The following is a 25,315-nucleotide window of genomic DNA, read 5'->3' on the forward strand; positions in this document are numbered from 1 at the left end:
TCGCATATGACACATGGATACAAGGCGCGTATCTGCGGGCCGGGCCCGCAGCCGGCCAACGTCGCCCCGGTGTCGGCGGTCAGTGCGGCCCCCGGCCGCGAGGTGTGGCGGCGCCGGGCACCTCAAGACCGGCGGCACCAACGCCCCGAAGGAACGGAACGGCATTCGCGCGAACCGGTCACCTCGCACCTCGGGAGGCGGCGGGTTGGTGACCACTGCCGATAGTGGCCGACGACGGCACCGAACCGGCGCCGTCCGCCTACAGACCGGGCGCCCAGTACCCGTTCAGACACCAGAACGCCGCCGAGTGCCAGGCCGGGGCGATCACCATGACGAGCGCGCCACCGGCGAGCGGCGGTGGCGCACCACGACGACATTGGCGACAAAGGCCCCAGAAACAGCCGGCGAGCGAGTGCAGCGCCTCGCGGGTCCCGGTGAGGCTGACGCCGTAGGCGATGATGCATTCCTGGGCGATCGGGAGGGAGAGCACGAAGGCAGCCAGACCGATCAGGCGGTGCACGATGGGCACCGGGTGCGGCGCAGGCCCGGCAGCTGGCCGTACATCCACAGCGCGAGGAGCAGCTGGACCAGAGTCAGTCCCAGCAGAGCGCTGCCCAGCTGGGCCTTGAGCAGGAAGACGCCGTGGCCCAGCACCCCGAAGCGGCTGCGCCGGTACTCCGGGGTGTGCACTCGCCCGTACCAGATGAGGACGGTCACCGCCAGGGGCAGCAGCAGCCCCAGGAGCTGCCGGGGTTCGGTGCGCGAGGCGAGGCGTGCCATGTGATCAGCCGCCCCCGCCGTCGGCCTTGCCGCCCCGAGGGGCGCCGGCCCGAGTGGACGCAGAGCGCGGCGGGCCGGTGATCAGAAAGCCCACGAGCGAGGTCACAGCGCCGACCGCCTCGGCGATCGCGCTGCCGGTCCTCTTCGTCCCCCAGAACGGCTCGTACATGTTCGGCAGCGGACCGAGAGCGCCCACGTTCACGTACCCATAGAGCAGCACGGCGCCCAGCGCGGAGACGGACACCAGGAAGGCGAACGCCCACACCGGCCGCCGGCGACCGAGGAGCAGGACCAGCAGCGCGGCCAGGGACGCTACGGCGGCTTCGAGGCGGAACAACGTTCCCTGGCTGATCTGCTGCCCGACCCGGTCATACGGAGAGGCGAGGCTGGCGTGCACGTAGGCGTCCACGGCCAGTGCGGCCGCAGTCACCACTTGGAGCAGCACCCGGATGACCGTGTGGTGGCGCGGGCGGACGCCGGGTCCGGGAGCCATCGCTACTGCCTGGTCGCGGTCGCGGCGGCGCTGCCGGGGGCCGGTGACGCCGGGCCGTTCCCGCCGACCTGGAGGTGGGTGTCCATGCTGAGTTCCCGGTGTTTGTGGATGGAGCACCACAGTTCGTAGCTGCTGGCCTGGAGGGTGACGGTGAGCCGCGCCTGGCGAAACTTCACTCCGCCGCGGGCTGGGCGCGGAGATCCGAAGCAGTGCACGGCCATGTTTGGCGGACGTCCCTTCCGCGACAAGACTGGCCCACGTTCCCGGCCGCGCCAACGCCGACACTCTCCGCGGGCGGGCCATCACCCGATCGGGCCGCCGCGGCCACCATCAGCAGTGAAAGGGCCGCAGCCCGAACTGCGGCCAGTGACCGGCTGCCCCGCGCAGGCGCCTTGGGAACGGCCCGCAGAGCCCCGCCGCCCTCACCCCCGCCTGTGTCCGGCGGGGGTTTCGCAACGTCCGTGCGACGGCGGCCCGTTCGGCGGCCGCACCGAAACCGTCCAGGCCGGGCCCGGGACGGCCTCCCGGCTCGAAGAAGCACCGGGCCAGGCCGGCAAGACGGTCAAACGCGCCGAGTCGATCAAGGAACACCAAGCCCGCCGAGGATAAACGCCAAGCTCAGTGCACAGACACGGGCTACCTGGGCTGACCGGCGGCTCGAACGGCCCGCCGGTTCCTTCTCCACGGGGTCAGCTCGCTTGGCTGGCCCGCCACTCCAGGGCCTGAGGCACCTCGGTGAACTCGACGAGGTGCTCCCCGGCATACCGCGCATCACGCACCTGCGCCGGGGTGACGCGGAAGTCAGGTCTCAGAAGTCGCGTTACTGGAAGGCCCTCTCGAACCTCGTGTTCTCTCCACGCTCCTGGAGCCCTGATGTGGGAGCCGTCGATGGCCGCATCGTCCATGCCCAGCAGGCCGGTTGCCCGCAGCTCGGCCAGGAGTGCCTCATGAAGGCGAGGCCAGAGGCAGCCTCGGTCCAGTCTCGCAGCCCACGCCAGGCAGTCACCCCCGAGCAGCCGACGACCTGGGCTGGGACGTCGCACCAGGCCACTCCCTTGCGCAGCACGTACACGATGCCCGCCAGCGCAACCCGGTCCGGCACCGGCAGCCGTCCGGGATGACGGTGACGTCGGGGCGGCCGCTCTGGCAGCAGTGGAGCTATTCGCTTCCACAGGTCGTCGGAGACAAGATCGATAGACACCAGCCGGACCCTGCCCAGGAGGACCTTCAACCACCAGCCGACACGCCGATCTAACCTGAAGTCCTCAGCGGCCCTCTTCCGGCGCTGACCGCCGGTCGGCGAGGCGCTCTTGGTCGGTGGCGTTACCGGCACGCGCCTCGGTGCGGTGACGCCGTGCCAGGTAGTCCCGGACGATCAACTCGACGGCGTCCTGCGGGCTCCTGGTGCCGGCCAGCAGCATGACCTCGATGGCCAAATCGCTGTCCAGGCTGATGGTGACCTTCGCCATGACACCTCCTGAAGGGTTCCCGCGGAGCCCATCCAAGCGGCTAACGGTCGGCGATGGATAGGTTGCCGCACCCGGGAAAGGTCGCCCTGCTCGCCAGGAACCCCGGCACCGCCGTCTCTCGGGAAACGCTGATGGCGCAGGTGTGGGACGAGAACTGGTTCGGCCCCACCAAGACCCTGGACGTCACCATGGCCGGCCTGCGCCGACGCTCACCCAGGCCACCGAGGAGTCCGGCCGCCCTTGCCGGTTGCCTCATATCACCACGCTCCGAGGGCATGGCTACCGCCTCGAGCGCTGCGGCTAGAGCGATGGGGCCGGGACGAGGAGTTGACTGGCCCTCGCCTGTTCGCGCTGGAGGGTCTGCACTCATTCGGCCGACGCCATCCGGTCAGCGACTGCCCTACGAGAGTCTGCGGACATGCCCGGGCTGCCGCAGGCGGCCCTGGCCGAATTGCGGTCCGCAGCTCGTCGGCGTGTGCCGAGGAAGCGCGGTTGTCCGCGCCGCCTCGGCACACCGAGCCCGTCGGCCGGGTGGCCGGCCAGGCGCTGTGCGGTCTGTCAGCCCATGTCCGTCAGGAGGGCGTTGAGTTCCTTCTCCTGCTGCGCAGGCGACATCGGCGGGTTCGAGTGATCGATGCCGAACGTCTTGAGCATCTTGTCCATCTGGGCGTCGATGGACGTCCAGCCGGTCTGGTCCAGCGGCTGCAGCGAGGCCTGGTCGGCATCCCACAGGTCACGCAGTGACTGTGCGGCCGCGTGCGCGCCCGTCGCGTTCCCCGAGCGTGCGTCCTTGAGCGAGGTGGAGGCGAGGGTCTTCAGCGCGGCGACCTTGGCGGGCGGGAACTTCTTCACCGCCTGGCCGGGAGCCATCTGGACGGCGGAGGTGTTGTCTTCCTCTGCTGCCGGGCCGACGTGCGGCTGGCCGTGGGCCCAGACCAGCAGGCCCGCGGTGGCGAGGGCGAGCAGTCCGAAGCCGGCCAGCGCGGTGCGTTCCTTGCGGGGGTTGCTGGTGGCCGGTGCGGCGTGGGTGGCCTCGTGGGTCTCGGTCACGTCCGAGCGCGTCACCGTCAGGTAGACCACCGTCGCCAGGATCAGGCCGAGGAAGATCAGGCTGGTGGTGAACGTGCCCAGCGCGAGACCGGTCGGGTCGCCCGGGTTCTGGGCGACCTTGGGGGAGGCGAGCCAGTCGCCGATGTTCGCGCCCAGCGGGCGGGTCAGGATGTAGGCGAGCCAGAAGGACAGCACCGGGTTCGCGCCGAACTTCCACAACAGCGTGATCGCCGCGATGAGGCCGAGCGGCAGCAACACGGAGACGCCCGGGCTCCAGCCGGTCAGCTCCAGAGTCCAGTCGCCGGTCGCGGTGCCGAGCGCGAAGGTGACGAGAACGGCGAGCCAGTAGAACGACTCCCGCGGCAGCGTCGTGACCGAGTGGATCGACAGCGTGCGCTCACGCAGCCACCACACACCGAAGACCACCGCGAGCAGCACCGAGAAGACCGCGGAACTGATCCACAGCGGCACATTCAGCTGGTCGGTCAGGATGTCGGTGTACAAGGTGCCCGTGACGCTGACAACGACGACGGTCAGCCAGTAGGGGAACGGAACGTACCGCTTCAGTCGCAGCTGGACGGCCAGGACCAGCACGAACACCGCGGTGAAGATCCAGGCCGTGTTCACCAGGCCGACGCCCAGCTTCATGTTGATCCAGTCGGCGAAACTCTCACCGACGGTCGTGCACAGGACCTTGATCACCCAGAACCAGATGGTGACCTCGGGGACCTTGTTGAGCATGAGGCGCCCGCTGCGGGTGCGTGCTTCCGTTGTCGTTGTCATGTGGGGAGGTTTACGCGGGGAATCTGCACGTAACCTGACTACGTGGTTGCACGGGCGGCCGGGAGTGTCACCTCGACGTGACCGCGGCCGTCCGCGACCGCGCGGACCTCCGCACCGGCCGAGGCGGCGATGCGCCGGACCACCGGCAGCCCCAGCCCGTACCCGTCGCCGCCGGTCACACCCGCCTCAAAGACCCGGTCGACGTCCGCGGGATCGAATCCCGGGCCGTCGTCCAGGACATCGACCACGATGGCCTCGTCCTGGTTGCGCGCGGTGATCCACACACGCGACCGCGCATGCCGCAGGCTGTTCTCCAGGAGGGGCGACAGTAGCGACACGGCGACGTCGGCCGCCACGGCGACCTCGACCTTCGAGGGAAAGGCGACCTCGACCGCGCGGCCGGCGATCGCCTGCCGCGCGGCGGAGCGCAGATCGCATCGGGTCCCCTTGTCCGTCCGTGCGCGCGCGGCACGCAGGATCGTCGTGATCGCCGCATCGAGGCGGTCGACCTCGCTCAGCACCGCCTCCGGCGGCACTGGCTCGCCGGACAGCTGTGCCAGCTGCGCCTCGGCCCGCAGGACCGTGAGCGGTGTCCGCAGCTCGTGGGCGATCTCATCGGTGAGCCGGCGCTCGTCCGCCAGCGCGTTGTCGACGCGCTCCAGGAGATGGTCCAGGGTCCGCCCCAGTTCCCCGAACTCGTCGCGGGGGATCCCGAGGTCGAAGCGGCGCCCGGGTTCGTGATGGCCCCATTCGTCGGCCAGGGCGGCCATCTCGTGCACGACCCGCAGCGCGCGGCGCACCACGATGTGTGCGACACCGCCGGCGAGGAGGATCGTGAGGCCGCCCAGTATCAGGGACAGGGTCAGGCTGCGCTGTTCGGATGTCTCGTAGGGCGTGAGATCCACCCGGACGATCACCATGACGTGGTGGCCGTCGATCGGGACCTTCCGCGCATACAGGAGGTAATCGCCGACCGACGCGGTCTGCGATCGCCCCGAGTCTGCCAGCTCCTCGACGCGATCGACCAGGCTCGGCGGCACGTTCCCGTCGAGCAGGCGGCCGTCGGCATACACCCAGGCGACCTCGTCCAGCGCCTCGCTGCTGTTCTCCGTGAGCACGACACGGCCGCCTTTGGCGGTGACGTTCGCCGCGACCGCCTCGGCGCGAGTACGTGCCAGATCGTGCGCGTCGGCGTCCGTCACCCGGCTCAGCAGCACGTGCGAGACCACGACCAGGACCGCGACCACGGCGGTGGCGATCAGCACGGTGAGTGCGACGACCCGTTTACGGAATCCCGTCACTGCCATCGGTAGCCCACGCCGCGGACGGTCGCCAGACGCTCGGCCACACCCAGCGCACTCAGCTTGGCCCGCAGCCGGCGCACATAGGAGTCGAGGGTGTTGTCGCTGACCTGCGCCCCGTGCGGCCAGCCGGCAGCGATGAGGGCGTGGCGGCGCACCGCGTCGCCCTGCGAGGCGATCAGGCGGCCCAGCAGCCGGAACTCGGTCGGGGTCAGGCTCATGCTCACCGAATCGTAGGTCACCGCGTGCTTCGCCGGATCGAGGACGACCTCGCGCGGTGCGGGCGCCACGGTGGCCCGGCGCAGCAGCGCGCGGACGCGGACCAGCAGTTCCGGGATGTCGAAGGGTTTGGTCATGTAGTCGTCGGCGCCGGCCTCGAAGCCGCCCACCTTGTGATGCAGGCCGTCCAAGGCGGTGAGCATCAACACCGGCGCGTCGACGCCGCGAGCCCGCAGGGCCAGGCAGACGTCGCGGCCGTCGGCGTCCGGGAGTCCGAGATCCAGGACGACCAGATGGGGCGCCGGTGCGAGCTGCCGCAGCAGGCTGTCGGCCGTGGCGGCGACGGAGACGGTGTGGCCGTCGTGCTCCAGGGCGCGCTTGAGGACGTCGCGGACCGCCGCGTCGTCTTCGCACACCATGATGAAAGCCACGCGCTGACCCTAGATACTCCCGTCCCAGTTCTCCATCTCCCCTGGTCAGCCGCCTGACGATCGGGAACAGCCCGCTGCTGCCGCACGGCCTGCCCCTGCCGTGATCACTCTTCACCGTTACGGTCGCAGCCATCGACGCCTGTCGCACCCTGGGAACAGGCTGCGACAGCCTGCGCGCACCGGTGTCCTGCGGTTCCCGGCGTCGGGCCGGGGACCGCGATGTTCTAGGCAATGGAACGCAACCCCCTGGAAGGCCCGACCCGTACGACTCGGTTGGCGACTGTCTTCTGGAGCAGGCCGTAGGCGAGGACCGGGAGCAGTAGGTGGGGTTTGTCCGGGAGCACGGCGGTGATCAGTACGGCGCTGGCGCCGCTGTTGTTCATGCCGGAGGCGAGGGTGAGCGAGGAAGCGGCGGGCGGGCCCAGCCGCAGCAGCCGCGCCGCGCAGCGGCCGAGCACGAACGACAGCTGGCAGACCAGTGCCGCCACGACCAGCGCGGCGCCCAGCAGCAAGGGGCGTGGCCGAGCGACGAAGGAGCCGAGGGCGCCGCTGGCGTTGACGTACGTCAGGACGAGCGAGCCGGCCAGGGCCGCAGGCACGACTGCGCCCAGCGCCCGGCCGCGCAACGACGCGGGCAGGGCGAGCTGGACCAGGGTGCCCGCCGCGCAGGGCAGCCCCACACTGACGAAGGCGAAGCCACCGCCCGCAGTGTGGACACTCGCGGCGAGCGAGCCGGCGTAGCCGCCACTGAGCAGCGGAGACAGCAGCTCGATCACCAGCGGTGTGGTGAGTGGGCTGATGAGGGTAGAGGCGAGGACCAGGCCGACCATGGTCGGCCTGGTCGCCGTCCCCCTTGCCGGTCCACACCGTGGCGCCGGCCGCCACGGGCATCGCCACGATCAGGATCATCGCGGTGACCAGGCCGCTGTCGCCGTCGGAGTCGGGCGAGGCGTGCAGCAGGACCGCGACGAGCGGGATGACCAGCAACGGGATCGCCAGGTGCAGCGCAAGCCCGCCGAGCAGTGCACTCGGGCGTCGCAGGACCCCACCAAGCCCAGCGAGGTTAAACGCCAAGCTAAGAGGTCCTAACAAAGCGGTTGGACGTGTCGGTGTGTGATGAGGCAGGTGGCGAGGCCGAGGAAGGCTTCGTGGATGTCGTCGCGTCTCTCCCAGCGGATGCGCAAGGGGCGGAACGCGCACTGTACATACACCTGCCCAAGGACGGCACCGGCCACAACCTGAACGAGATCTTCCCGGAAGGCGGAGGCGTCAACACGCTCACCGGTCCCCAGGGATCAGGCCGAGGCTGCCGAAGGCGTGGAGGAGCGAGCGCTTGGAGGCCGGGCTGGAGGCGTCGGCCAGGCCGTCAGCGCGCCGCTACGTCGCGGCTGCGACCTTCGCCCGGCCTGGGCGGGGATCAGGCCGAGGCTGCCAAATGAGCGTTAGGGGCCTGGCGTGGGGTTACTCAGTGGGTATGGCGAAACTGCATCCAGGAAAAGACGCCGACCGCGATGACGAGGTGCCTGCACCGGAGGAGGCCGGTCCGGCCCCGGAGGTCGAACAGCGGGCACCGGATGCCCCGACCAAGTTGCACAAGAGGTCGTGGAGCAAAGTCCTCAAGGGGACGCTGAAGGAGTTCAAGGACGATGAACTGGCCGACCGCGCCGCGGCCTTGACGTACTACGGGGTGCTGTCGCTGTTCCCGGCGCTGCTGGCGCTGGTCTCCCTGCTCGGCATCGCCGGGAAGTCGGCCACCGACACGGTGCTGAACAACCTCAAACAGTTCGCCCCCGGCTCCGCCCGCACCATCATCACTGGGGCCGTGGAGCAGTTGCAGGGCAATGCCGGTATCGGGTCGGTCATGGCCCTCGTCGGTCTGGCACTGGCGATCTGGTCGGCGTCCGGCTACGTGGCGGCGTTCATCCGCACCTCCAACGCCGTCTACGACATGCCCGAGGGCCGCCCGGTGTGGAAGGTACTGCCGGTGCGGGTCGGGGTCACGGTCGTGCTGATGGTGCTGGCCGTGATCAGCGCGCTGATCGTGGTTTTCACCGGCTCGCTGGCCCACCAGGCCGGGCAGGCGCTGGGGGTCGGGGACACGGCGCTGACGGTGTGGTCGATCGCCAAGTGGCCGGTCCTCGTCGTTCTGGTCACCGTGATGATCGCGATCCTGTGCTGGGCGAGCCCCAACGCGAAGGTGAAGGGGTTCAGGTGGGTCACCCCGGGCAGTTTCCTGGCCCTGGTGATCTGGATGATCGCCTCTGCCGGCTTCGCGTTCTACGTCGCCAACTTCGCCTCGTACAACAAGACCTACGGCACGATGGCCGGGGTGATCGTCTTCCTCATCTGGCTGTGGATCTCCAACCTGGTGATCCTGCTGGGCCTGGAGTTCGACGCGGAGACGGTACGGCAGCGGGCTGTCGCTGGCGGGCATCCGCCCGAGGCTGAGCCGTACACCCAGCCCCGCGACACCCGTAAGTGGGACGAGGAGGACCGGCGTCGCCTGGACGAGACCTGACCGCGCGGCAGCACCGACGCGGGTTCCGCGCCGCATGGCTGATGATCGACGGGATACCCGCAGACTATGGACGTGATGGCAGGGATTCGTGAGACAGACCGGAGCCTGACCAAGCGACTCGCTGCTGTGGTGCGGCGCGGCCGCATGGGTGGCCGGCGCGGTCGCAGGGCCGCCGCCGCGGGCCTGGGTGCTGTGGCCGTGGCGCAGCTGGTGTCCAACGCGGTGTGCAAGCAGTTGGCCGAGCGTCCCCGGCCGCCGAAGGAGTGGTTCCCGCACGATGAGGTCGAGGACCGTCCCGACTCCTCGTCCTTCCCCTCCGGGCACACCGCCGCGGCGGTCGCCTTCACGGCCGCGGTTGCCACGGCGTGGCCGCCGGCCGGAGTGCTGTGCGCGGTGCCGGCCGCCATGGTGGCCGTCGAACGTGTGCAAAGCGGCGCCCACTACCCTAGCGACGTGGCCGTCGGTGCCGCCATCGGCCTGGCCAGCGCCTGGCTCAACGGCCGCGCCCCGCGCCTGGTCTTGCGCTCTTGGCTCTAGCGGCCGTTTCCCGTGACCCTGCGGCCTGACGGTGACGACCGGCCGGCGGCCGGGTCACCAGTACCGCCAACGACACCGCCCGGCCGGGGTCTTCTGCCTGCGCAGGCCCGCTCGGAACTTGCGTGAGCGGGCCTGCTTGTGTGCCCGGCAGCCTCAACTGCCAGGCGCACGCGGACAAGCCGCCAGGCCACCGCCGCGACGCACCCGGGCCGCAGCCATGCGGGTGTCTCGCGACCCACGGCTCAACCCCTTCGCTCGCGTACCGCGCCGAGGCGGTGTCCTGATCCGGCCAGTTCGGGGTACCCGCGTGCTCACGCGACGGGCCCCCTGCACGGCCCCGTCGTTGGTCAGAACAGAGAAGACGGGAGGTGATCGTAGTGTCGACCATCCAGCCACCCTCTGGCGGGCGCAGTGGCACGCACGGCACCGACGAGCCGGTGAGCGAGCTGGTGCAGCGTGCGTCGCAGCAGTTGACGGAGCTGGTGCGCGGCGAGATGAGGCTGGCGCAGGCGGAGATGAAGGAGAAGGGCAAACGCTACGGCAAAGGCGGTGGCCTGTTCGGCGGCGCCGGGGTGGTCGGCTTCCTGATGCTGCAGGCCCTGGTGGTCACCGCGATCGCAGCCCTGGCGGTGCCGCTGCCGGTATGGGCGGCGGCGTTGATCGTCACGGCGGTGCTGGGGGTGATCGCCGCGGTGATGGCCCTGAGCGGCAGGAAGCAGTTCAAGGAAGGCGCGCCGCCGACGCCCGAACGGACGGCCGAGAGTGTGAAGGCCGATGTGGCCGAGATCAAGGAGAGTGCACAGCGATGACCCAGCCGCCCCACGAGCAGATTACCGGCTCCAGCCCTGAGGAGTTGCGCGAGCAGGTCGAGCACACTCGCGAGGAACTCGGGCAGACGGTCGAGGCGCTGGCCGCCAAGGCGGACGTCAGGGCCCGCGCCCAGGAGAAGGCAGCCGAGGTCAAGCAGCAGGCAGCTACCAAGGCCGGAGAGCTGAAGGCCAAGGCCGCCCATACGGCAGCCCAGGTGCAGGAGAAGATCCCCCACCCGGTGAAGGACATGGCCGCATCCGCTGTCGGGCAGGCCCGAGCCAAGGCCGCCCAGGCCACCCGACTGCTGCAGGAGAAGGCACCCGAACCGGTGCGGCAGAAGGCGGCCCAGGGGGCACAGGCGGCGCGGGACAACCGCACCCTGCTGCTGACAGCAGCCGGTGTGGCCGTCCTGATGTGGCTGGCGTGCCGCCGCCGGAGGGGGTGAGTGGATGAAAGCCTCGAAGATCGCCTACAAGCCGGTCGGTCTCGCTCTAGGCGCCGTGAGCGGCATGCTCGCCGGCGCCGTATTCAAGCAGGCGTGGAAGATGCTCGGCCGCGACGAGGACGCCCCCGACGCCACCGACGAAGACCACACCTGGACAGAGGTGCTGCTCGCCGCCACGCTGCAGGGCGCGATCTTCGCTGGGGTCAAGGCCGCCGTCGACCGAGCCGGCGCCGCCACCCCCCGCCGTGTGACCGGCACCTGGTCCGGCTGACGTCAGGTGACCAACCAGGGGTGCCGGTGTGACGTGGATACCGGCACCCCCGTCCAGGTCTTTCCCCGCACGGAAAGGTTCCACCGCCGTGTCCGCTTCCCACGCGATGCCCGTCCTGACCGCCGAAGCCGCCATCGGCCTCCTCTTGGCCGCCCGGTGGGCCGCCACCCACCCGAAACCGACACGAAAGAGCCTTGCCGCCAGCTCCGCCCGCCCCCCCCGTGGCGCAGCACCGCACCCGCACCGGATATGACCCCGCTTTCCGCGTCGGACGAGTCCGCAAGGGCAGCCGTGAAGGACGCCGAAGAACATGTCCAACACTGCTGGCTGCAACTCCAAGCTCACCCCGAACGGCCCGAGTGACCAGATGCGCCGCACCATGAACACCGGCCATCGGCCGGCGATACAGCGCTGGTTCCAAGACGCCCTGTCCGCTGGAGTTCGGACAGTGCCGTGCAGGGCTGTTCAGACGGTCTTCTGAAGGTTGTGTGTCAACGTTGCCGGCCTCTTTTTGCCTGCCAGAGCTCAGGCAGGCTGAGGTCACAGGTATGGGGCACAGCCACGGACGGCAGGCTGATCGACGACGTGGGCGAGGTGGACTTCGCAACGCTGCCCCGGCTCAGGGCAGAGCTGGACACCGCCGTGGCCAGCGGGGCCTAGTTCCAATGCCGGTGACTTTGCCGCCTTCCAGAGCTCGGCCGTGAGGGTACAGCCGCAGGTCAAAGGCTTGCGCGCGCCGTTAAGTCAGTGGCATTGGGCCTAGTTCGACTTCCGCCGGGATCAGTTCTGCGACTGCTCGAGCCTGTCCGCCCTGCTGGATGCCCGTGCTCGCGCACTGCGGGCAGGGTTCTGCTTCTGTGTGCGCGGCCCGGTCGCGCCCGTGGTCTCCCAGTTGTTCCAGCTGACGAAAACAGGACCGTCGCTGCTGAAGCGGGCAGCCTGACGTAGGCCGCCGGCTGCCCCTCTATGCGCTACGGCATTCACCGTGCTAGGTGTTCTGTCCACGGAGGTTGGTGACGCAGGTCTCGGCTGAGAGATCTTGAAATGGGTGAGGGCCCTCTGGCCTGGTGTGGATTGCGACATCTGCACCAGCAACAGAAAGGCCCTCGTGCCCCACCGTAATGCACCCCTGACCGAGACCGGCCGTCTGCGCCTTGCCCGTTGCGTGGTCGAGGCGGGCAGGCCCAGTACAGGGCCGATGCGGGCCGGGCCGAGCTTGCGGGCCTGCCGCAGCCGCCGGCAGACGCGGGCCTCCACTGCTGCCGCAGACGGTGGGGAGTCGTCCGGGGGCGGCTGGGCCGGTCGTGCAGCCCTTGATCGCCTTCTGTCCGCCAGTGGCGGATCCACTTGTGGGCCGTGGCCCGCGAAATACCCATCGCGGCGGCCACATGTGCGACCGGGCGGCCGACGCGGACAACGCTCGTGATCAATACACCTAGGTGGCCGGAGCATCTTCGTCATGCCATCCGGGTCCCGCCGTCGGACGGCCACAGGGGGTGGGCGCAGCACAGCTCTCATCGATCCAGCCCGGCCGCCGCCGTGGCCCCAGCACGCCTGCTCTTGAGGGCGCGTGCTGCGCAGTCACGCGCGGGACGCCCTCCCAGGCTCGATCAGCCTGGCGTTTGGCCCCCGCGGGGCCCGCTGCCTAGGACCGGCGGACCCGGCGTCTGGGAGGGCGCCGACGCGGGGTAAACGGAACGTACGCCTCCGCCTGGACTGATCGGAAGCCTCACTGCTGTGTGTCGTGTCTCACAATCGATACGCCTTCGGTGACCTCCGTGGACGGGCGGGGGCCCCTTTACGGCATACGCCCGAGTTGCTGGTCGAGTTCGGCGGCGCGCTCGGGACGGTACTCGTGCCGGAGCCGGTAGCGCTCGGTGGCATCGCACGGCAGATCAAGGGCGAGGGCTTGGACTCCGTGCGCCAGGCGCTGCGGGCCTGCCTCGCCCGGATGCCTCAGTGGACCGAGCGCAGCCTGCGGACGCTGGCCGAGGTGCGGTACGCCTCGCACGGGACCATGCGGCCAGAGGCCGTCGCTCAGCGTGAAGCGTTCGACCAGGCGGCCACGGGGCGGACCCCGCGGCGGCCGATCGCCTCCAGCGGACCGTGAACGACCTTGAGGGCCAGGCGCTGCGGGGCTGGCTGCGGGAACAGAAGGCCGCCTACCTGTATATGACGGATCGCGTCGCCGCCCAGCAGGTGCTGGCGGGCGCGCTGGACGAGAACCAGTTCGTCCTGAAGCCCGTGGGCGGCGTGGCGCCGGCGCAGATCAAGGCGACCGCCGTTCAAGCTCGCGAGGCCGCGGAGTTCCTGTCCGCTGAGTACGGCGACGGCGTCAACCTGGTCCTCGGGGTGAAGGCGATGCTGGAAGAAGGTGCTGCGGCGCGGTGAGGGTGATTCGACCTGCCAGCGGGAGACGAATGTACGCAAAGGCATAGTAGTCCAGCCATAATGGGACTGTTCTATGCCAACCGGTCACGGCAGTGCCCGGGCGCTCACGGGCGGCCGAGCACCGAAAGGGGTCCCCTCATGGCAGACGTCAAGGTCGGGCTGTACGTATACATCGAGGCCAAGCCCGGCAAGGAGGAAGAGGTCGCCGACTTTCTCCGCAAGGGCCTTGACCTCGCGCAGGAGGAGCCCGACACCGTCGCCTGGTTCGCCGTGCGCCTGAGCGCGACCGCCTTCGCGATCTTCGACGCCTTCCCCACCGACTCCGCACGTCAGACCCACCTCAACGGCCGGCTGGGCAAGGCCCTGATGGAACGAGCCAGCGATCTGTTCTCCCAGCCGCCTTCCATCGAGCGACTCGACGTTCTCGCCCACAAACTTCCCTGAAGACCGGACGCGGCTGGTCGGCCCGGCGTGGCCGCCTCCACCCCCGATGCTCGCACTCTCTGACCACTCTCGGTACCTGCCGCGAGACGTTGACGGGCAGGGTGAATCCGGTGCTTCGCACGGGCGGGTCCTTCACCCACGTCGTGTACGTCCACGAGCGATGCGGTCCCTCCGAAGTCGTGCGTATGGGGCACGACTTCGCCCCGGCCGCGCCCGTCTAGGGCTACGGCACGCTGACGCCCTCAGCAGTAGGGCGCTGGGGGTATCAGCGCGGAACCGTGGCTTCGAGGATCAGTGGGCGTCCGCTGACTCCATGGCCTCGGTGCAGAACCGCACCTGGTCATGGAGCAGTTGCACACCGAGAAATGCGGGTGTCTCCAGCTCGTAGTCGTCGCCGAAGGACTCCTTCTCGCGGAGCGCCATTTCGAGAGCGGGGCGGCGCTTGGGTCTCCGGAAAAGGCGCGCACGCGCTCGATCTTCCATCCGGCGGGGAGTCCTGAGTTCACCGGGACATGGTTTTAGGAGGCCGTCCGTCACAGCCACTCGTTAAGGGCCGCGACCAGCACGGTCGCCTCGTACCGGACGGCGAGCTTGTCATAGCGCGTGGCGACAGCGCGATGTCTCTTGAGGTGGTTGATGCCGCACTCGACCGCGTGGCGCATGGCGGTAGTCGACCGGGTCGAAATGCGACGGCCGGCCACCGCGGGAGCCGAGCTTTCGGCGGTTGCGGGCGTGGTCGGCCTTATCGGGGATGGTGCAGCGGATTCTGCGACGGCGCAGGTAGGCGCGGTTCTTGCGAGAGGCGTACGCCCTTGTCCGCGCGGACCCGGTCGGGGCGGAGGCGTGGCCGGCCCGGCCCGAGGCGAGGCACGCGAACCTTCTCCAGCACAGATTCGAACTGGGGCGAGTGCCCGCGCTGTCCTGCCGTGATTACGATCGCCATGGGCTTCTGGCCCTGTTCGACGGTCGGTGGAGCTTTGGTGGTGAACCCGCCGCGTGAACGTCCCAGCCCGTGATCTCCAGGCTCGGTGAAGACTGCGCTGACGGCCTGCTCGAGGCGTACTGGCGTCGACCCCGGGCGTATCGGGAGGATCACGTGCGCCGTGCTATGTCGGTGTGGGCGAGGGTCGGGCCGGAGGCCGAACAGCGGGCGGTGCGAAGCCTCAGCGACGACCTCGACTCCGGCCGGTGCGCCGAGCGCAACAGCGACCTCGCCGACCTCGACGCGGCAGATCTCGGCCTCCGCCTGCTCATGGCCTGACCCGCCTCGCAGGTTCAGCGAGCAATAGTCGCGACGTGGGGATGAGCTGTGTGGCTCGGATCATTTCCTTGGCTGCGTGATGCTGGAGACGACGTGTCAGGTCATTCGTTGAGTGCTTCGACGCGAATGGGATCAGATCCGCCCAGGTAGAGCATGTACCCCGCGTACTCCAGGTCCACGTCCATCCTGTCCGGTGGTACGACGTAGAGTCCTGCGGTGGGGGCTGGAGACCAGCCGAGGTTGCGTGGAGGGTGGTACTCCTCGTAGTGCCCCACGTAGAGGATGGTCGGCGGGATGAATACGGCGCAATCGTCTCCAACGCGGAGGGTGGAAGGTGCCGGCTTGAGACGAAATGGGCTCCATTCCTCGTGGGGCTCGCCGTGCGGGAGTGCGACCTGCCCGTTCCATCGGAAATTAGAGGAACTGTCGATCGCTCTCCATGGCCATTCCAGCGTAATGTAGCGATTTACCCCAACCACACGAGCGGCTGCTGGCTCACAGGAGACGAGCACGTGGTCGCCGATCCGAGGAACCATGTCTGATCACCTTTGTTCCGAGGGTGGATGTGGGAGGGGTGGTTCATCCTCAGGTTTACGCGGCCTGCTCTTGGCGCTCCACCAGGACGCCGTTCTCGAACCTCGCGCCTGCGCGGACCAGGGGCGCCAGGTGTGCTCCGGTGGTCGTCCGCCAGAGGGCCTGGGCGGACTTCACGAACCGCTTGGGCCGGCTGCTGCAACAGCTGGCCCTCGCCTGTCAGCTGAAGCCCCTCAGCCTGCGGCCGCCCCACCAGCTCGTCGATCAGCTGGTCGTCCACGGACTTCGCCGACTGCAGCACAGCCACCTTGGTGGTCACGGGCTCGGTCACGTTCTCGCTGGTCATCGACGCATCTTCCTTGATCAGGAAGTACACCGAATTTTACAGTCCCCTTGCCACACGGCACTGGCGCGACCGGCCACGCCGTCCGTGCCGGATTGCGTGGCCGGGGTGTGCGGTCAGCAGGTTACAGCTGTGGCTGTGGCATCCGCTGCCAACTGAAGGGGCCGAACGTGGTATCAGTCACGAGGTGGTTGGCGTTGGGGTCAGCGGTCAGTTTGAGCCATTCCAGCGGGGTGGTGCTGCCGTGTACGACGACGCGGTGGAAGTTGGGGACGTTGTAGTACGGGTGCTCGTTCCAGGCGTTGTTGCCGGGATCGTGGGCGCATACGCTGGCGCCGGTGGCCGGGTCCGTCTCGCCGGTGCAAGTCGCTGTGGGCGAGAGCGGGTTATCCGAGCGGTAGAGGTGGGAGTCACCGTTGAGCAGGAGCACCGGCCGGTGGAACTCGGTGGTCTTCGCCGCCATTTCGCTGATGATCGGTTCGTAGTTCGTCAGGTGGTCCTTGGTCTTGCCGTCAAGATCCCACATGTCGGCCTGCACCGAGACAACTACCGCCTTGGCATGGTTGCCTTGGGCGTTGGCGAAGGCTGCATCGAGCCACCGGACGTCTGCCGCCGTCCGGTTGGTCCGTTCGTCGGTCTGTGCCTGAGTGGCGGTCGGCACCTTGTACCAGGGGTCGGTGTCATTGTTTGAGCCGCCGGGCACGTTGATGGTCACGAAGACGATGTCGTTCTGCGCCCACATCACGTTCTCGGCATACTGGGCGTCGGCCGGGTGGCTCGGGTCGTGGGCGGTGGCCTGGGACACCACGTTCCGTGTGCCGCTGCCGAGGGTGTGGCCGGGCTGCGCGAAGAAGTCCTGGCGCACCTTTGCGAGGTTGTCGAGTGGGTTGCCGCAGCGGTAGCTGACGCAGTCCGCGGGGTTGGTGGACACACCATTGGTACCGATGTAGTGGATTGCGTCGGATGTCGGGTCGTAGAAGCCGCCGCCCTGGCCGGGCGAGTTGAGGCTCGACGCCTTGTGGCAGTCGGCCCACTCGTTGTCGCCCGGAGTGTAGACGAGCGGCTTGGTGAAGCTCTGCCACGCTGATGCGATCGAGGCGTCGTAGTCCTCGGTGCAAAACTCCTTGCCCGAGTGGATGTCGCCCACCTGGATGACGTCGCTGACCGTGGGATTGCTGTTGATGGTGCCGATGAACGCAGGGGTCTTCTGGAACTGCAAGGTGTCGGCGGTCTGGCCCGCGGGCGTGTACGCCGACTTGCCGTACGGCGAGTCTCCGAACACGGCGAGCGTCAGTGGGCTGTCGGCTGCCGATGCTGTGGCGGCCGGCAGTACGGAAGAGGCAAGGCCGACGGCGACGAGCATGATGAGCCCGCGTTTGCGTATGCGTCCCAACGTGCGTCCTCTCTCAGGTCCGGTTGGGGGGGCGCTCCAGTGGACTGGATCGCAGCGAGCACGGCATGGCATCAAAAGCAATCTGGAGATGACGGCCCAGTGAAATTCCGACGGTGTCCGCAGACCGGCAACCGCTGAACACACCCCCGCCGTCGCCGCACTTGCCGCTGTGGGTGCTGTACCCGCCAGTGCCGGGACGGTCAATCCGATGGGGTTGCCCGCCCGACCGGGGCTACGACTTCTCGGGCAGCTACACATATTACAGGGACATGGAACCCCGTTCCGGCGCGGCGACAGCGGCACGACGATCAGCATCACCTTCCACAAGGGGAAGGCGACGACGTCGACAGTCGGCGGGGCGGTCTCCGGCGAAGCCAAGGTGGTGTTCGTCAAGGCGTCGGCTGAGTTCGACTACATTTCGCCTGGCAGTGGACGAACAGCTCCACCTACACGTGGTCGTGGACGGTGCCGAAGACGATGAAGCACGGCTACCTGCACGCTGGAGTGAAGGTCAGATACACAAAGTGGAACTAGAACACCACCGAGCCCAACTGCAGCACCAAGGTGCTGCACAACGGAACGGCGCGGCTGGTCTACAACGGCCGCGAGACGTGGCACGGGAAAAGCTGATGCGCAGCGCAGGGATCGTTCTGCTGGTGGTGTCCGCCGCTGTGGTGTCCGGGTGCAGCGGCGGGAAGAGTACGCCGCCTTCGCCGAGTCCCTCGAAGGCGGCGCTGGTGTCCGATCCGGACAATCCTGAGACGGGCGCTAAGAAAGCGGGCCGGCTGGGTCCGGGGACGCTGAAGCTGCCCGTGGCTGCGGACCGGATTGCCGCATTGTCCGTGCGGTATGACTGTCTCGGTCCCTCGGGTGGTCTGAAGGTCGGTAATGGGACAGCGCTGCGCGCCGGGATCGAAGTGTGTGACGACAGCGCCACCTACGGTGCCTCGATGAAGGCGAAAGACCTGGATGGCCGGAAGTTCGGCGGCACGGTCAAGATCGAGGTCGACAAGCGGACGCGGTGGCGCGTTTCCGTCAGCATCACCGACAAGGACGGCGTCAAACAGACAGTCCATAGCTGAGCTTGACTCTCTCGGGGATCTTGGAGTTGCCCGGTGCGTCGGCGTGATTGGTGGGCATGCTCGGGGTGTTCCGAGAGCCTATGCAGTTGTCGAGGCGTGTGTTGTCGCTCCGTCCTCGTTCGGGTGAGCAAGTCCCGCTTCTGACCGCGCAGATCGCGCAGGCGAGGTGGTACGGCGGCGATGTGGGTGAGAGACCGCCTGGACGGGTTGTGGCGTGACGAGGACTTCGCTGACTGGTATCCGCGTGACGGGCGTCCGGGTCTCTCGCCTGCCCAGCTGGCCACTGTCTGTGTGCTGCAGTTCGTGCTCGGTCTGTCGGACCGGCCGGCCGCCGAGGCGGTGCGCTGCCGCATCGACTTCAAGTACGCCATGGCCATGGAGCTGGACGCGGCTCTGCATCTCCCGCTGGCAGGGGGAGGGGGATCACTTCCATCCGGCGTTGAACAGCGCGCATTCGAGCAGGTCGGGGGCAGCACCAGGCGGCCAGGCGCCGGTGGAGGCCAGCTGACGGGCGGCTGCGTGCATGAACGAGAGTAGACCTCGTAGCGGTGGAGCGACCAGTTCCAGTCCGGCCACACCCAGGCAGCGAACAGGCGCTCAACGAGTTCGCGCGCAAGCGGTCTCGGGCCCTGCGGGTACCGCAGTGTCGCGCCTGCGAAGTACAGGAACTTGGTGAAGAAGGACGGCCCGAGCTCGGGAAGCCGCTGTCGGAGTGCCGCGTACGCCTCCCAGGCGGGCCGGCATGCATCGCCATCCAGCGACCGTTCGCGGGGGAGTGTCGCCCCTGAAGGGCTCGAAGGAGTCCGTCTGTCACTCAGAGTGGCCGCATCACAGAAGTTGTGCCAGAACCCGAGACTCGACTGCAGTTGTTCACCACTTCGGGCGGCGCTGAAGTTGTGTCGCTTGTGCCGTGTTCGGTGTTCGTGGGCAGCGGCAGTACCGGCATCGACGAGGCGGGCGGGCGAAGGCCGTTGTCGGCCAGGATCAGCCGGTCAGGTCCCGGGTCTTGAGCGGCGAGCCGGTGCTGATCTGGCACACCCGCCGACGTGCGGCATCCCCACACCGAACTTCCGTCACCCCTACCGGTCTTGTCCTGGCCGCCCGGAGGGGTGGGGAAGTCCTGCCGCAACGCGGCGACGGTGCTCGTCCACGCTCTTCCGGGAGGTGATCAGCAGGGCGTAAGGTCCTTGCCGCGTACAAGATCTTCACGCCGGGGGTCAGGGGGAGATGGCATGCAGCACCGTTCCACACCGCTCGCCAGAACCTTGGGAGCGGCGGCCCTGCTGTCGGCAGCCGGCGCATGGGGCATGGCCTTGATCCGCAACGGCGCCGGCCCGCGCCTGGACATACTCGCGCCGCTGACCCTGGCGGCGCTGTTCGTCCTGGGCTGGCTACTGGTCTCCCGGTCGGCACCCCCGGTGAAACCGCTGCCGGCGACCGCTCCTGCAAATGAGAAGATCCCCGGCAAGCTGGGAGCGTTGCGCCGCGACTGGGGGCTCGTGGCCGCGGCCTACCTCACCGTGTGGGCACCCTGCGTGGCCGCCTGCGCCGCCAACGAGGGCCGTGAGTCGATTGTGGGTGAGCTGTACGTCGTGCTCACCTTCCTCCTCGGCGCCGGGCTTTCCCTGTGCAATCTCTGCCTGTTCCAGAGCTACCTCGATCGCGCGCAGCGCATGCTCAGGCAGGACGCCGCCGCGGGCAGCGTGCTTGCCGTCCGCGTCCGGTTCGGTACCCCGGTGCGGGAGACGTACCGGCACCCGACAGGGAGGGGTGCCGGCCAGACCGGCGTCACATTCCTTCGCTACATCGAGTTGGTGCCCGAGGACGAGACCGGCAGGCAACGGACCGTCCGGCTGCACGCGACGCACGTGGGCCACAGCATCGTCGTCAGCGAGAAGCACCTCACCCATGCCGCTGCCCGGCTCGTGGGTCACGACGGCTGGCTGTGCTGGCCAACTAGGTGGCGGGAGATCGCGGGCACGGACAAGGAGCGGAGGGTATCCGCTGCCTTCGTCTCTGATTCCGGCCATGTGGTCTGGGGCGTGACGCAGGAGGAGGACTACGCGGACTTCCTGCGCAACGGTGCCGCATCGGTGTGCGAGACCGACGCCGCACTCACCGTCACACCGCTTCCCCGGCCGTCCCGGTACTTCCCCCAGGTGCACGCCGTGCACCTGGGCATCGCCGCGGTCGGCGCCCTCCTCGCCCTCCCGTTCCTGCTGGATGTCGTCCCGTACTGGGCCAGGCTGCTGCTGGGCGTGCTCTCGGGGGCCTTGGGGCTCTTCGCAGGGATGACGATGGACGGTGTGGGCGTGGACCAGGAACCGTGGACCGTACGCGAGAGGTCGCATCCGTCGCTGCAACAAGCGCAGCCTGCCGCGGACGAGTAGGCCCCAGATCGCCTCGGGCTCGCGCCACGTCGGGCGTGTTGCGATTCGCCGGCCCGCGCCCACGGCCTCCGCAACCGATGGACCAACGCTGCCCCTTCCGGCGAACGGAGCCTCCCGGGCCTCCAACTCCTCACAGCGAGCCCATCAGCCCCGCCTCCTCCACCGCCACGGTGGAGACAGCAAGACCCGAGTACACCCCGATCGGCCTGGCCGGGCAGCGCGGTCGGTTCCTGTGACGGCTGCCGCTTCGACTTCAGCTTCAGCAGTGTGCGGAGTTGGGAAGGGAACCCGGTCCAGCGCAGACTGTCCGGGAGATGGCTCATGTCGTTGTAGACCAGGACGGCCGCCGGCCGGGCCAGGAGGTAACGGAGGACGGTGAGCGCCGTGTTGCCGTGGTTGAGTTCCATCCAGCGCCAGGCCGGGGCGTCCATCGCGGCGCGCACCAGCCAGGCGATGAGGTACGCGTGGGTGACGACGAGATCGTGACGAGGTGCATTGCCCGTTCGGCTCGGTGAGGTCCGTGACCGCCTGGCGGGCCGGCTCCGCGCCGCGTGCACGCTCCTCAGTCGGCACCGAGGCGAAGCGCGCCAACATGGCGTCGGCGGTCTGCGAGGGAAGCTCGCCGCGCTCCGGGATGTAGGGAACGTAGTCGCCGGCCGCCTCGGACTCGCGCAGCGGCACCTCGCCCAGCTGCTCTGCGACCAGCCGGGCCGTCTGTATTGCGCAGGGGGAGCGGGCCATGGTGGACGGCCGTCAGCGGCACGCCGTGCAGGCGCTTGCCCAGCAGCTTGGCCTGCCGTCGCCCAGCCCTGGTGAGCTCGCCCTCGTCGGGTGTGGCCCCCGGATTGCCGACGAAGCCGGTCTGACACTGATCCAGCTGGCACTGGCGTTCGCCACTACCCACCCCGCAGTCACCGCGGCGGACATCGGCTCCCGCACCGCCGAGCACCTGCACAGCGAGCTGGGCGCGGCGGACATCGTCCTGGAGGGCGCGGTACTGACCGCGTCGACCGCTTCGTGGCGCCCGGAGTTGACCTCAATCCCGACGACACTGGCTACGGTGGGCCGTCCTCGCCGATCCCAAGCGTGGACGCTGCGCAGTCTCCTGGTGAACCGCGGCGGTTCCAGCCGGTCTTCAGGGCGGGGAGGTTACTGAACCCCCACTCGCGGCCGCTTCAACCCCCCGCCGTGGCCATGCGGCTCCCCGCTGGTGGTTACTTCGTGTGTGCAGCGTGAGGTCATCCTCGGCGGTGCTCGCCCCACAAAGGCAGGATCGGAGGCAGGTCGCTGAGCCCGCGAGCTGGCCGCTTGGGCATCGGCGACTCCCCATCGTCCCCGTCCCAGCGGCGCGCGTATTGGTCCGGAAGGCTGCCCCAGCCCCAGTAGGGGACCGGCCGGTCAGGTGCCTCGCCGAGTTCGTCGAGGGGGTCGATGCGCTGTTTCGCCACCGTGCACAGGTGGGCCCAGTCGTCGCCCATGTCGAAGACATAGGCGAACTGCTCGCCGGCCTGCAGCCTGCTCAACTTGGTGGCATGGCCGTCCACGGTGCCGTCCGGAGCCTCGCCGTCCCACCACTCCAGAGGGCTGACCCGGGCGCCGTCGGACAACGTGAACAGGTGCAGATGGGCCAGGTCCCAGCGGGCGAAGGCGAGATCGATGGCCGTGGCGAACTGGGCGAAGGAGTGTGAGCGCGCGGCGGCGAAGACCCGGCCGGGGCGAGGCCACAGGTCCGCACCGTGCCCGGAGACCAACTCCACCCGGATGGAAAGCCAGGTACGTGCCACGATCACAACCCCTTCATGCGCCAGGTCCCCGAGCCGACACCGAGGCTACTGAGTGCGACTGCCAGGCGGGGAATCGAGCATTCCCGCCGACGGCGGCAGGTTGGAGACCCAGAGCACCGTCGCCTCAGCTACGGCGGACGCCAGCGTTCAACTCCGCGAGCAGGCGCTGTACCAACTACACGTCTTGGCAGATGCGGATCTATGATTAATTTGGCACGGACCGTCCGCAAGTCCCACACCACCAGCCCCGCCGCCTTCACCTCACCAGCAAACGGCCCGATCGCGGAGAACCGGGGCGGATGGCGGGCGGCCTGCCATCCCGCGGACCGCTGGTCGGCACCCCCGACCGTGAGGCGCGCGTCGGGCTCTACACCGTCACCCTCGGCGACAACGGCACCCTGCTCGACCTGTGGGACGGCAACTGCGACGGGCTCGTAGTCGCGGCCTTCGGCGTCGGCCACGTCCCGGAGCGCCTCGTCGAAGGGCTCACCAAGCTCGCGCCCCGCGTCCCCGTGGTCCTCGCCTCCCGCATCGGCAATGGACCCGTCCTGTCCGACACGTACGGCTTCCCCGGCTCCGAGAAGGACCTCCTCGGGCGAGGGCTCACCGGCGCCGGAGACCTCGGCCCGTACCAGGCGCGGCTCCTCCTGCACGCTCTGCTCGCCCAGGGCGCCGACGGGGCGACGGTCCGCAAGACCTTCACCACCGCCTCCGCCCGCTGATCCCACCCCGCAGGAGACACCCGCACATGCGTGCTCACGAGCTGACCGTCGGCCGTACCTTCGGCGTCACCTTCGACCACGGGGAGGACTTCTTCGAGGCGCTGTCCACCTTCTGCCGGGACAACGGCGTACGGCAGGGCTACATCCCGTCGTTCAATCGGGGCCCTCGCGGAGGCCGAGATCGTGGGCTCCTGCGAGAAGCTCGCGGACCCGGACGCACCGGTCTGGGCGAAGACGTACGCCACCAACGTCGAGGCGTTCGGCGCCGGCACCCTCGTCATGCCCCGGCCACCGGCGAGATACTCCCGCACATCCATGTCTCCGCCGGCCTGAAGGCCCAGTCGGCCGATGGCAGGACGAGCCACCTCCTCAGCGCCGAGGTCCAGTTCCTCAGCGAGCTGCTGATCGTGGAGGTCACGTCGCCCACGATGACCCGGCCCCGGAACCCCGACCTCTACGACGTCCCGCTGCTCACGTTCGGCTGACCGGAAGAAGCCGGCGGAGCCAGGGGTGGTTGGGCGCGATCACCTCGATCGCGTCTGCCAGCCATGCGCGTGTCGGAGCGTCGAGCAGCGGCAGTACCGCTTCGAAGTCGATTTCGTCCTTCTCCCGGGTCGCCTTCGCCTTGTAGAAGAGCTGCACCTCGGGCGCGAGATACGGGATACCCGCCTTGCTCGTCCGCCCGAGCCGGTCGATCGCGAGGCGGATCGCGGGGTGGCGCCGCGAGACCCATTGAGTGCCCTCGGCCTCGTCCAGCATCAACTGCACGGACCAGGGCGCATCCGGCTTGCTCCGGCACCAGATGTCGTGGAGCGGAGGCCGAAGGACCTCTCCAGGACGCCACGGTCGCAACTCCCCTTGGCCGGGCGGGTCCGCCACGTACAGGTCCCATCCGGCGAGGAGATCCCGTACGCGGTTTTGGTCATGCCGAAGGAAGAGGACGTCGAGATCGCCATGTGCGCGCAGCTCGCGGCCGACGGCGAGTTCGATCGCGTAGCCACCGGCGATCCACCACGGGAAGTCCGCCTTGGCGAAGACCGCGGCCACATCCTCGGGACGATCCGGTACCCAGCGTCCCAACACGTCAGCACTCACCCGCCCATACTCCCAGTGACCAGACGGGCGAAAACGAAGTCCGGCGGCGGGTCGCTGGTCTCTCTGGAGCGCCCTGTCGCTCGCCCCTCTGCGCTCCTAAACGCCCATGAGCATCACGGGCAATGGCGGCCATCGTCGAGTGCGTGACTCGCGACCGGCCTCGTGGCTGGTGTTTGAGCCACGATCCTCCCGGGGCCGCGCGCCCGAAGGGTGCTTCCTGCGGCTGTACGCCTCTCACCGGCGTGCCTGGCGCACTTCCGCGACCACGTCGCGGCCCCGGGAGGCGGCTTTCGACGTCACCCACAGGAGGTCCGCCGCCCGATGATCAGTGCGCCGTCCGCCGCCCTCGGCCTCGTGCACCGCTGGACCGACCACACCATCAACCCGACCGGCGAAGCCCGCGCGGGCCGGCGACAAGGGCGCCGACGTCATCGCCCAACACCGGCGCCTGGGCCGCATGGTGATCCAGGCAAAACACACCACGGTCGCAGCCCGCGTCGGCTCCCCTGTGATGTACCAGGTGAGAGGCACCGCCGGTCCCGTGTGCCGCGCCGACATCGCCGTCGTTGTCACCAACGGCCGCATCACGCGCGATGCCAGAACCTGGGGTGAGCGTCACCATGTCCACTGGGTCGACCGGGACCGACTCGGTCAGTGGGCCCAAGACGGTATCCCGCTGACCCAACTGCTGCGGCTGCCTGCCAGGCGGGGGTGCAGGGGGGTGCCCGCCTGGCTCGAGGCACTGCGACTTCCACATCCGCAGCGGGCT

At 68.9% G+C, this 25,315-nt stretch carries 25 protein-coding genes and 11 pseudogenes; 17 read left to right on the forward strand and 19 right to left on the reverse strand.

Annotation, left to right across the window (positions count from 1 at the left end; translation table 11 throughout):
- Window positions 1–259 precede the first annotated feature (259 nt).
- The 3 genes and pseudogenes from ACF1A5_RS27500 to ACF1A5_RS27510 form a co-directional block, all read right to left on the reverse strand.
- Window positions 260–780, reverse strand: a pseudogene (locus tag ACF1A5_RS27500) (DUF6529 family protein).
- Window positions 781–784: 4 nt separating this feature from the next.
- A complete protein-coding gene (locus ACF1A5_RS27505) occupies window positions 785–1,273 on the reverse strand; it encodes a hypothetical protein (RefSeq protein ID WP_392195570.1) in 489 nt (162 codons plus the stop codon).
- A 2-nt stretch (window positions 1,274–1,275) separates the two neighbouring features.
- Window positions 1,276–1,449: a hypothetical protein gene (locus ACF1A5_RS27510; protein ID WP_392195571.1), complete on the reverse strand. Its 174-nt coding sequence runs from the start codon at window positions 1,447–1,449 to the stop codon at window positions 1,276–1,278.
- A 214-nt stretch (window positions 1,450–1,663) separates the two neighbouring features.
- Here ACF1A5_RS27510 and ACF1A5_RS27515 point away from each other — a divergent pair.
- A pseudogene (locus ACF1A5_RS27515) lies at window positions 1,664–1,882 on the forward strand (transposase); the annotation flags it as partial.
- A 257-nt stretch (window positions 1,883–2,139) separates the two neighbouring features.
- On the opposite strand, the pseudogene ACF1A5_RS27520 reads toward ACF1A5_RS27515, so the two are convergent.
- Window positions 2,140–2,474, reverse strand: a pseudogene (locus tag ACF1A5_RS27520) (transposase); the annotation flags it as partial.
- Between the two features lie 64 nt (window positions 2,475–2,538).
- Window positions 2,539–2,742: a hypothetical protein gene (locus tag ACF1A5_RS27525; RefSeq protein WP_392195572.1), complete on the reverse strand. Its 204-nt coding sequence runs from the start codon at window positions 2,740–2,742 to the stop codon at window positions 2,539–2,541.
- A gap of 131 nt (window positions 2,743–2,873) precedes the next feature.
- Between ACF1A5_RS27525 and ACF1A5_RS27530 the strand changes: the two genes are divergently transcribed.
- Window positions 2,874–3,329 carry a hypothetical protein gene (locus ACF1A5_RS27530; protein ID WP_392195573.1) on the forward strand — a complete coding sequence of 152 codons (456 nt, stop codon included), beginning with the start codon at window positions 2,874–2,876 and terminating at the stop codon, window positions 3,327–3,329.
- On the opposite strand, the gene ACF1A5_RS27535 is transcribed toward ACF1A5_RS27530, so the two are convergent.
- From ACF1A5_RS27535 to ACF1A5_RS27560, 6 genes and pseudogenes are all read right to left on the reverse strand, one after another.
- On the reverse strand, window positions 3,301–4,575 hold the full coding sequence (locus ACF1A5_RS27535; protein ID WP_392195574.1) for a hypothetical protein: 1,275 nt from the start codon (window positions 4,573–4,575) through the stop codon (window positions 3,301–3,303). The genes ACF1A5_RS27530 and ACF1A5_RS27535 overlap by 29 nt on opposite strands.
- A 38-nt stretch (window positions 4,576–4,613) precedes the next feature.
- Complete coding sequence (locus tag ACF1A5_RS27540; protein ID WP_392195575.1) at window positions 4,614–5,882, reverse strand: sensor histidine kinase; 1,269 nt, start codon at window positions 5,880–5,882, stop codon at window positions 4,614–4,616.
- Entirely contained in the window at window positions 5,873–6,526 is a 654-nt protein-coding gene (locus ACF1A5_RS27545; protein WP_392195576.1) for a response regulator transcription factor, read from the reverse strand. The genes ACF1A5_RS27540 and ACF1A5_RS27545 overlap by 10 nt, the downstream gene beginning before the upstream one ends.
- A gap of 224 nt (window positions 6,527–6,750) precedes the next feature.
- On the reverse strand, window positions 6,751–7,356 hold the full coding sequence (locus ACF1A5_RS27550; RefSeq protein ID WP_392195577.1) for a hypothetical protein: 606 nt from the start codon (window positions 7,354–7,356) through the stop codon (window positions 6,751–6,753).
- Window positions 7,357–7,423: 67 nt separating this feature from the next.
- A pseudogene (locus tag ACF1A5_RS27555) lies at window positions 7,424–7,618 on the reverse strand (hypothetical protein); the annotation flags it as partial.
- Window positions 7,612–7,719 (reverse strand): annotated as a pseudogene (locus tag ACF1A5_RS27560) (IS5/IS1182 family transposase); the annotation flags it as partial. The pseudogenes ACF1A5_RS27555 and ACF1A5_RS27560, both read right to left, overlap by 7 nt.
- Window positions 7,720–8,000: 281 nt before the next feature.
- Between ACF1A5_RS27560 and ACF1A5_RS27565 the strand changes: the two are divergent.
- The 5 genes from ACF1A5_RS27565 (at window position 8,001) to ACF1A5_RS27585 (ending at window position 11,107) form a co-directional block, all read left to right on the forward strand.
- Window positions 8,001–9,044: a YihY/virulence factor BrkB family protein gene (locus tag ACF1A5_RS27565; protein WP_392195578.1), complete on the forward strand. Its 1,044-nt coding sequence runs from the start codon at window positions 8,001–8,003 to the stop codon at window positions 9,042–9,044.
- A 75-nt stretch (window positions 9,045–9,119) separates the two neighbouring features.
- A complete protein-coding gene (locus tag ACF1A5_RS27570) occupies window positions 9,120–9,581 on the forward strand; it encodes a phosphatase PAP2 family protein (protein WP_392195579.1) in 462 nt (153 codons plus the stop codon).
- Window positions 9,582–9,958: 377 nt separating this feature from the next.
- On the forward strand, window positions 9,959–10,390 hold the full coding sequence (locus tag ACF1A5_RS27575; protein ID WP_392195580.1) for a phage holin family protein: 432 nt from the start codon (window positions 9,959–9,961) through the stop codon (window positions 10,388–10,390).
- On the forward strand, window positions 10,387–10,836 hold the full coding sequence (locus tag ACF1A5_RS27580; RefSeq protein WP_392195581.1) for a DUF3618 domain-containing protein: 450 nt from the start codon (window positions 10,387–10,389) through the stop codon (window positions 10,834–10,836). Before ACF1A5_RS27575 ends, ACF1A5_RS27580 begins: the two co-directional genes overlap by 4 nt.
- 4 nt (window positions 10,837–10,840) lie before the next feature.
- A complete protein-coding gene (locus ACF1A5_RS27585; protein ID WP_392195582.1) occupies window positions 10,841–11,107 on the forward strand; it encodes a DUF4235 domain-containing protein in 267 nt (88 codons plus the stop codon).
- Between the two features lie 1,158 nt (window positions 11,108–12,265).
- On the opposite strand, the pseudogene ACF1A5_RS27590 reads toward ACF1A5_RS27585, so the two are convergent.
- Window positions 12,266–12,537 (reverse strand): annotated as a pseudogene (locus ACF1A5_RS27590) (helix-turn-helix domain-containing protein); the annotation flags it as partial.
- A gap of 386 nt (window positions 12,538–12,923) precedes the next feature.
- Here ACF1A5_RS27590 and ACF1A5_RS27595 point away from each other — a divergent pair.
- The 3 genes from ACF1A5_RS27595 to ACF1A5_RS27605 all read left to right on the forward strand — a co-directional run bounded on the left by ACF1A5_RS27595 (window position 12,924) and on the right by ACF1A5_RS27605 (window position 13,942).
- Window positions 12,924–13,217 carry a hypothetical protein gene (locus tag ACF1A5_RS27595; protein ID WP_392195583.1) on the forward strand — a complete coding sequence of 98 codons (294 nt, stop codon included), beginning with the start codon at window positions 12,924–12,926 and terminating at the stop codon, window positions 13,215–13,217.
- A complete protein-coding gene (locus ACF1A5_RS27600) occupies window positions 13,214–13,498 on the forward strand; it encodes a hypothetical protein (RefSeq protein ID WP_392195584.1) in 285 nt (94 codons plus the stop codon). The genes ACF1A5_RS27595 and ACF1A5_RS27600 overlap by 4 nt, the downstream gene beginning before the upstream one ends.
- A 138-nt stretch (window positions 13,499–13,636) precedes the next feature.
- Window positions 13,637–13,942, forward strand: a complete 306-nt coding sequence (locus ACF1A5_RS27605; RefSeq protein ID WP_392195585.1) for a putative quinol monooxygenase — start codon at window positions 13,637–13,639, stop codon at window positions 13,940–13,942.
- Between the two features lie 291 nt (window positions 13,943–14,233).
- On the opposite strand, the gene ACF1A5_RS27610 is transcribed toward ACF1A5_RS27605, so the two are convergent.
- Together ACF1A5_RS27610 and ACF1A5_RS27615 are read right to left on the reverse strand one after the other, a co-directional pair.
- The gene (locus tag ACF1A5_RS27610) at window positions 14,234–14,365 is read right to left on the reverse strand and encodes a hypothetical protein (RefSeq protein ID WP_392195586.1); all 132 of its coding nucleotides are present in this window, start codon (window positions 14,363–14,365) and stop codon (window positions 14,234–14,236) included.
- A 110-nt stretch (window positions 14,366–14,475) separates the two neighbouring features.
- On the reverse strand, window positions 14,476–14,604 hold the full coding sequence (locus ACF1A5_RS27615) for a hypothetical protein (protein WP_392195587.1): 129 nt from the start codon (window positions 14,602–14,604) through the stop codon (window positions 14,476–14,478).
- A gap of 371 nt (window positions 14,605–14,975) precedes the next feature.
- Between ACF1A5_RS27615 and ACF1A5_RS27620 the strand changes: the two are divergent.
- Window positions 14,976–15,203, forward strand: a pseudogene (locus tag ACF1A5_RS27620) (MerR family transcriptional regulator); the annotation flags it as partial.
- A gap of 1,001 nt (window positions 15,204–16,204) precedes the next feature.
- Here ACF1A5_RS27620 and ACF1A5_RS27625 read toward each other — a convergent pair.
- Window positions 16,205–17,473: a hypothetical protein gene (locus tag ACF1A5_RS27625; protein WP_392195588.1), complete on the reverse strand. Its 1,269-nt coding sequence runs from the start codon at window positions 17,471–17,473 to the stop codon at window positions 16,205–16,207.
- 428 nt (window positions 17,474–17,901) lie between these two features.
- Between ACF1A5_RS27625 and ACF1A5_RS27630 the strand changes: the two genes are divergently transcribed.
- Both ACF1A5_RS27630 and ACF1A5_RS27635 read left to right on the forward strand, forming a co-directional pair.
- Window positions 17,902–18,555 (forward strand): hypothetical protein, encoded by a 654-nt coding sequence (locus ACF1A5_RS27630; protein ID WP_392195589.1) that lies wholly within the window; start codon window positions 17,902–17,904, stop codon window positions 18,553–18,555.
- A 180-nt stretch (window positions 18,556–18,735) separates the two neighbouring features.
- Window positions 18,736–18,882, forward strand: a pseudogene (locus ACF1A5_RS27635) (hypothetical protein); the annotation flags it as partial.
- A 251-nt stretch (window positions 18,883–19,133) separates the two neighbouring features.
- On the opposite strand, the pseudogene ACF1A5_RS27640 reads toward ACF1A5_RS27635, so the two are convergent.
- Window positions 19,134–19,421 (reverse strand): annotated as a pseudogene (locus ACF1A5_RS27640) (hypothetical protein); the annotation flags it as partial.
- Window positions 19,422–19,787: 366 nt separating this feature from the next.
- Between ACF1A5_RS27640 and ACF1A5_RS27645 the strand changes: the two are divergent.
- Window positions 19,788–20,945, forward strand: a complete 1,158-nt coding sequence (locus tag ACF1A5_RS27645) for a hypothetical protein (protein ID WP_392195652.1) — start codon at window positions 19,788–19,790, stop codon at window positions 20,943–20,945.
- 269 nt (window positions 20,946–21,214) lie between these two features.
- Here ACF1A5_RS27645 and ACF1A5_RS27650 read toward each other — a convergent pair.
- Window positions 21,215–21,822 (reverse strand): annotated as a pseudogene (locus ACF1A5_RS27650) (histidine phosphatase family protein); the annotation flags it as partial.
- 361 nt (window positions 21,823–22,183) lie between these two features.
- Window positions 22,184–22,729, reverse strand: a complete 546-nt coding sequence (locus ACF1A5_RS27655) for a hypothetical protein (protein ID WP_392195590.1) — start codon at window positions 22,727–22,729, stop codon at window positions 22,184–22,186.
- Window positions 22,730–23,028: 299 nt separating this feature from the next.
- On the opposite strand from ACF1A5_RS27655, the gene ACF1A5_RS27660 reads away from it, so the two are divergent.
- Window positions 23,029–23,451 carry a hypothetical protein gene (locus ACF1A5_RS27660; RefSeq protein WP_392195591.1) on the forward strand — a complete coding sequence of 141 codons (423 nt, stop codon included), beginning with the start codon at window positions 23,029–23,031 and terminating at the stop codon, window positions 23,449–23,451.
- A 26-nt stretch (window positions 23,452–23,477) separates the two neighbouring features.
- Entirely contained in the window at window positions 23,478–23,936 is a 459-nt protein-coding gene (locus ACF1A5_RS27665) for a DUF296 domain-containing protein (protein WP_392195592.1), read from the forward strand.
- On the opposite strand, the gene ACF1A5_RS27670 is transcribed toward ACF1A5_RS27665, so the two are convergent.
- Window positions 23,923–24,546: a nucleotidyltransferase domain-containing protein gene (locus tag ACF1A5_RS27670; protein ID WP_392195593.1), complete on the reverse strand. Its 624-nt coding sequence runs from the start codon at window positions 24,544–24,546 to the stop codon at window positions 23,923–23,925. The genes ACF1A5_RS27665 and ACF1A5_RS27670 overlap by 14 nt on opposite strands.
- Window positions 24,547–24,931: 385 nt before the next feature.
- On the opposite strand from ACF1A5_RS27670, the pseudogene ACF1A5_RS27675 reads away from it, so the two are divergent.
- Window positions 24,932–25,252, forward strand: a pseudogene (locus ACF1A5_RS27675) (restriction endonuclease); the annotation flags it as partial.
- Between the last annotated feature and the right edge of the window lie 63 nt (window positions 25,253–25,315).

Source organism: Streptomyces sp. NPDC014864, from assembly GCF_043081525.1.
Taxonomy (GTDB): domain Bacteria; phylum Actinomycetota; class Actinomycetes; order Streptomycetales; family Streptomycetaceae; genus Streptomyces.

Excerpts from the sequence above, each read along its gene's own strand:
- ACF1A5_RS27605 (WP_392195585.1), top strand. The coding sequence starts at position 13,637 with ATGGCAGACGTCAAGGTCGGGCTGTACGTATACATCGAGGCCAAGCCC.
- ACF1A5_RS27615 (WP_392195587.1), bottom strand. The coding sequence starts at position 14,604 with ATGCGCCACGCGGTCGAGTGCGGCATCAACCACCTCAAGAGACATCGC.
- ACF1A5_RS27525 (WP_392195572.1), bottom strand. The coding sequence starts at position 2,742 with ATGGCGAAGGTCACCATCAGCCTGGACAGCGATTTGGCCATCGAGGTC.
- ACF1A5_RS27535 (WP_392195574.1), bottom strand. The coding sequence starts at position 4,575 with ATGACAACGACAACGGAAGCACGCACCCGCAGCGGGCGCCTCATGCTC.
- ACF1A5_RS27505 (WP_392195570.1), bottom strand. The coding sequence starts at position 1,273 with ATGGCTCCCGGACCCGGCGTCCGCCCGCGCCACCACACGGTCATCCGG.
- ACF1A5_RS27665 (WP_392195592.1), top strand. The coding sequence starts at position 23,478 with ATGCGTGCTCACGAGCTGACCGTCGGCCGTACCTTCGGCGTCACCTTC.
- ACF1A5_RS27530 (WP_392195573.1), top strand. The coding sequence starts at position 2,874 with ATGGCGCAGGTGTGGGACGAGAACTGGTTCGGCCCCACCAAGACCCTG.
- ACF1A5_RS27565 (WP_392195578.1), top strand. The coding sequence starts at position 8,001 with ATGGCGAAACTGCATCCAGGAAAAGACGCCGACCGCGATGACGAGGTG.
- ACF1A5_RS27585 (WP_392195582.1), top strand. The coding sequence starts at position 10,841 with ATGAAAGCCTCGAAGATCGCCTACAAGCCGGTCGGTCTCGCTCTAGGC.
- ACF1A5_RS27540 (WP_392195575.1), bottom strand. The coding sequence starts at position 5,882 with ATGGCAGTGACGGGATTCCGTAAACGGGTCGTCGCACTCACCGTGCTG.
- ACF1A5_RS27570 (WP_392195579.1), top strand. The coding sequence starts at position 9,120 with ATGGCAGGGATTCGTGAGACAGACCGGAGCCTGACCAAGCGACTCGCT.
- ACF1A5_RS27580 (WP_392195581.1), top strand. The coding sequence starts at position 10,387 with ATGACCCAGCCGCCCCACGAGCAGATTACCGGCTCCAGCCCTGAGGAG.
- ACF1A5_RS27660 (WP_392195591.1), top strand. The coding sequence starts at position 23,029 with ATGGCGGGCGGCCTGCCATCCCGCGGACCGCTGGTCGGCACCCCCGAC.
- ACF1A5_RS27550 (WP_392195577.1), bottom strand. The coding sequence starts at position 7,356 with ATGGTCGGCCTGGTCCTCGCCTCTACCCTCATCAGCCCACTCACCACA.
- ACF1A5_RS27610 (WP_392195586.1), bottom strand. The coding sequence starts at position 14,365 with ATGGCGCTCCGCGAGAAGGAGTCCTTCGGCGACGACTACGAGCTGGAG.
- ACF1A5_RS27645 (WP_392195652.1), top strand. The coding sequence starts at position 19,788 with ATGCAGCACCGTTCCACACCGCTCGCCAGAACCTTGGGAGCGGCGGCC.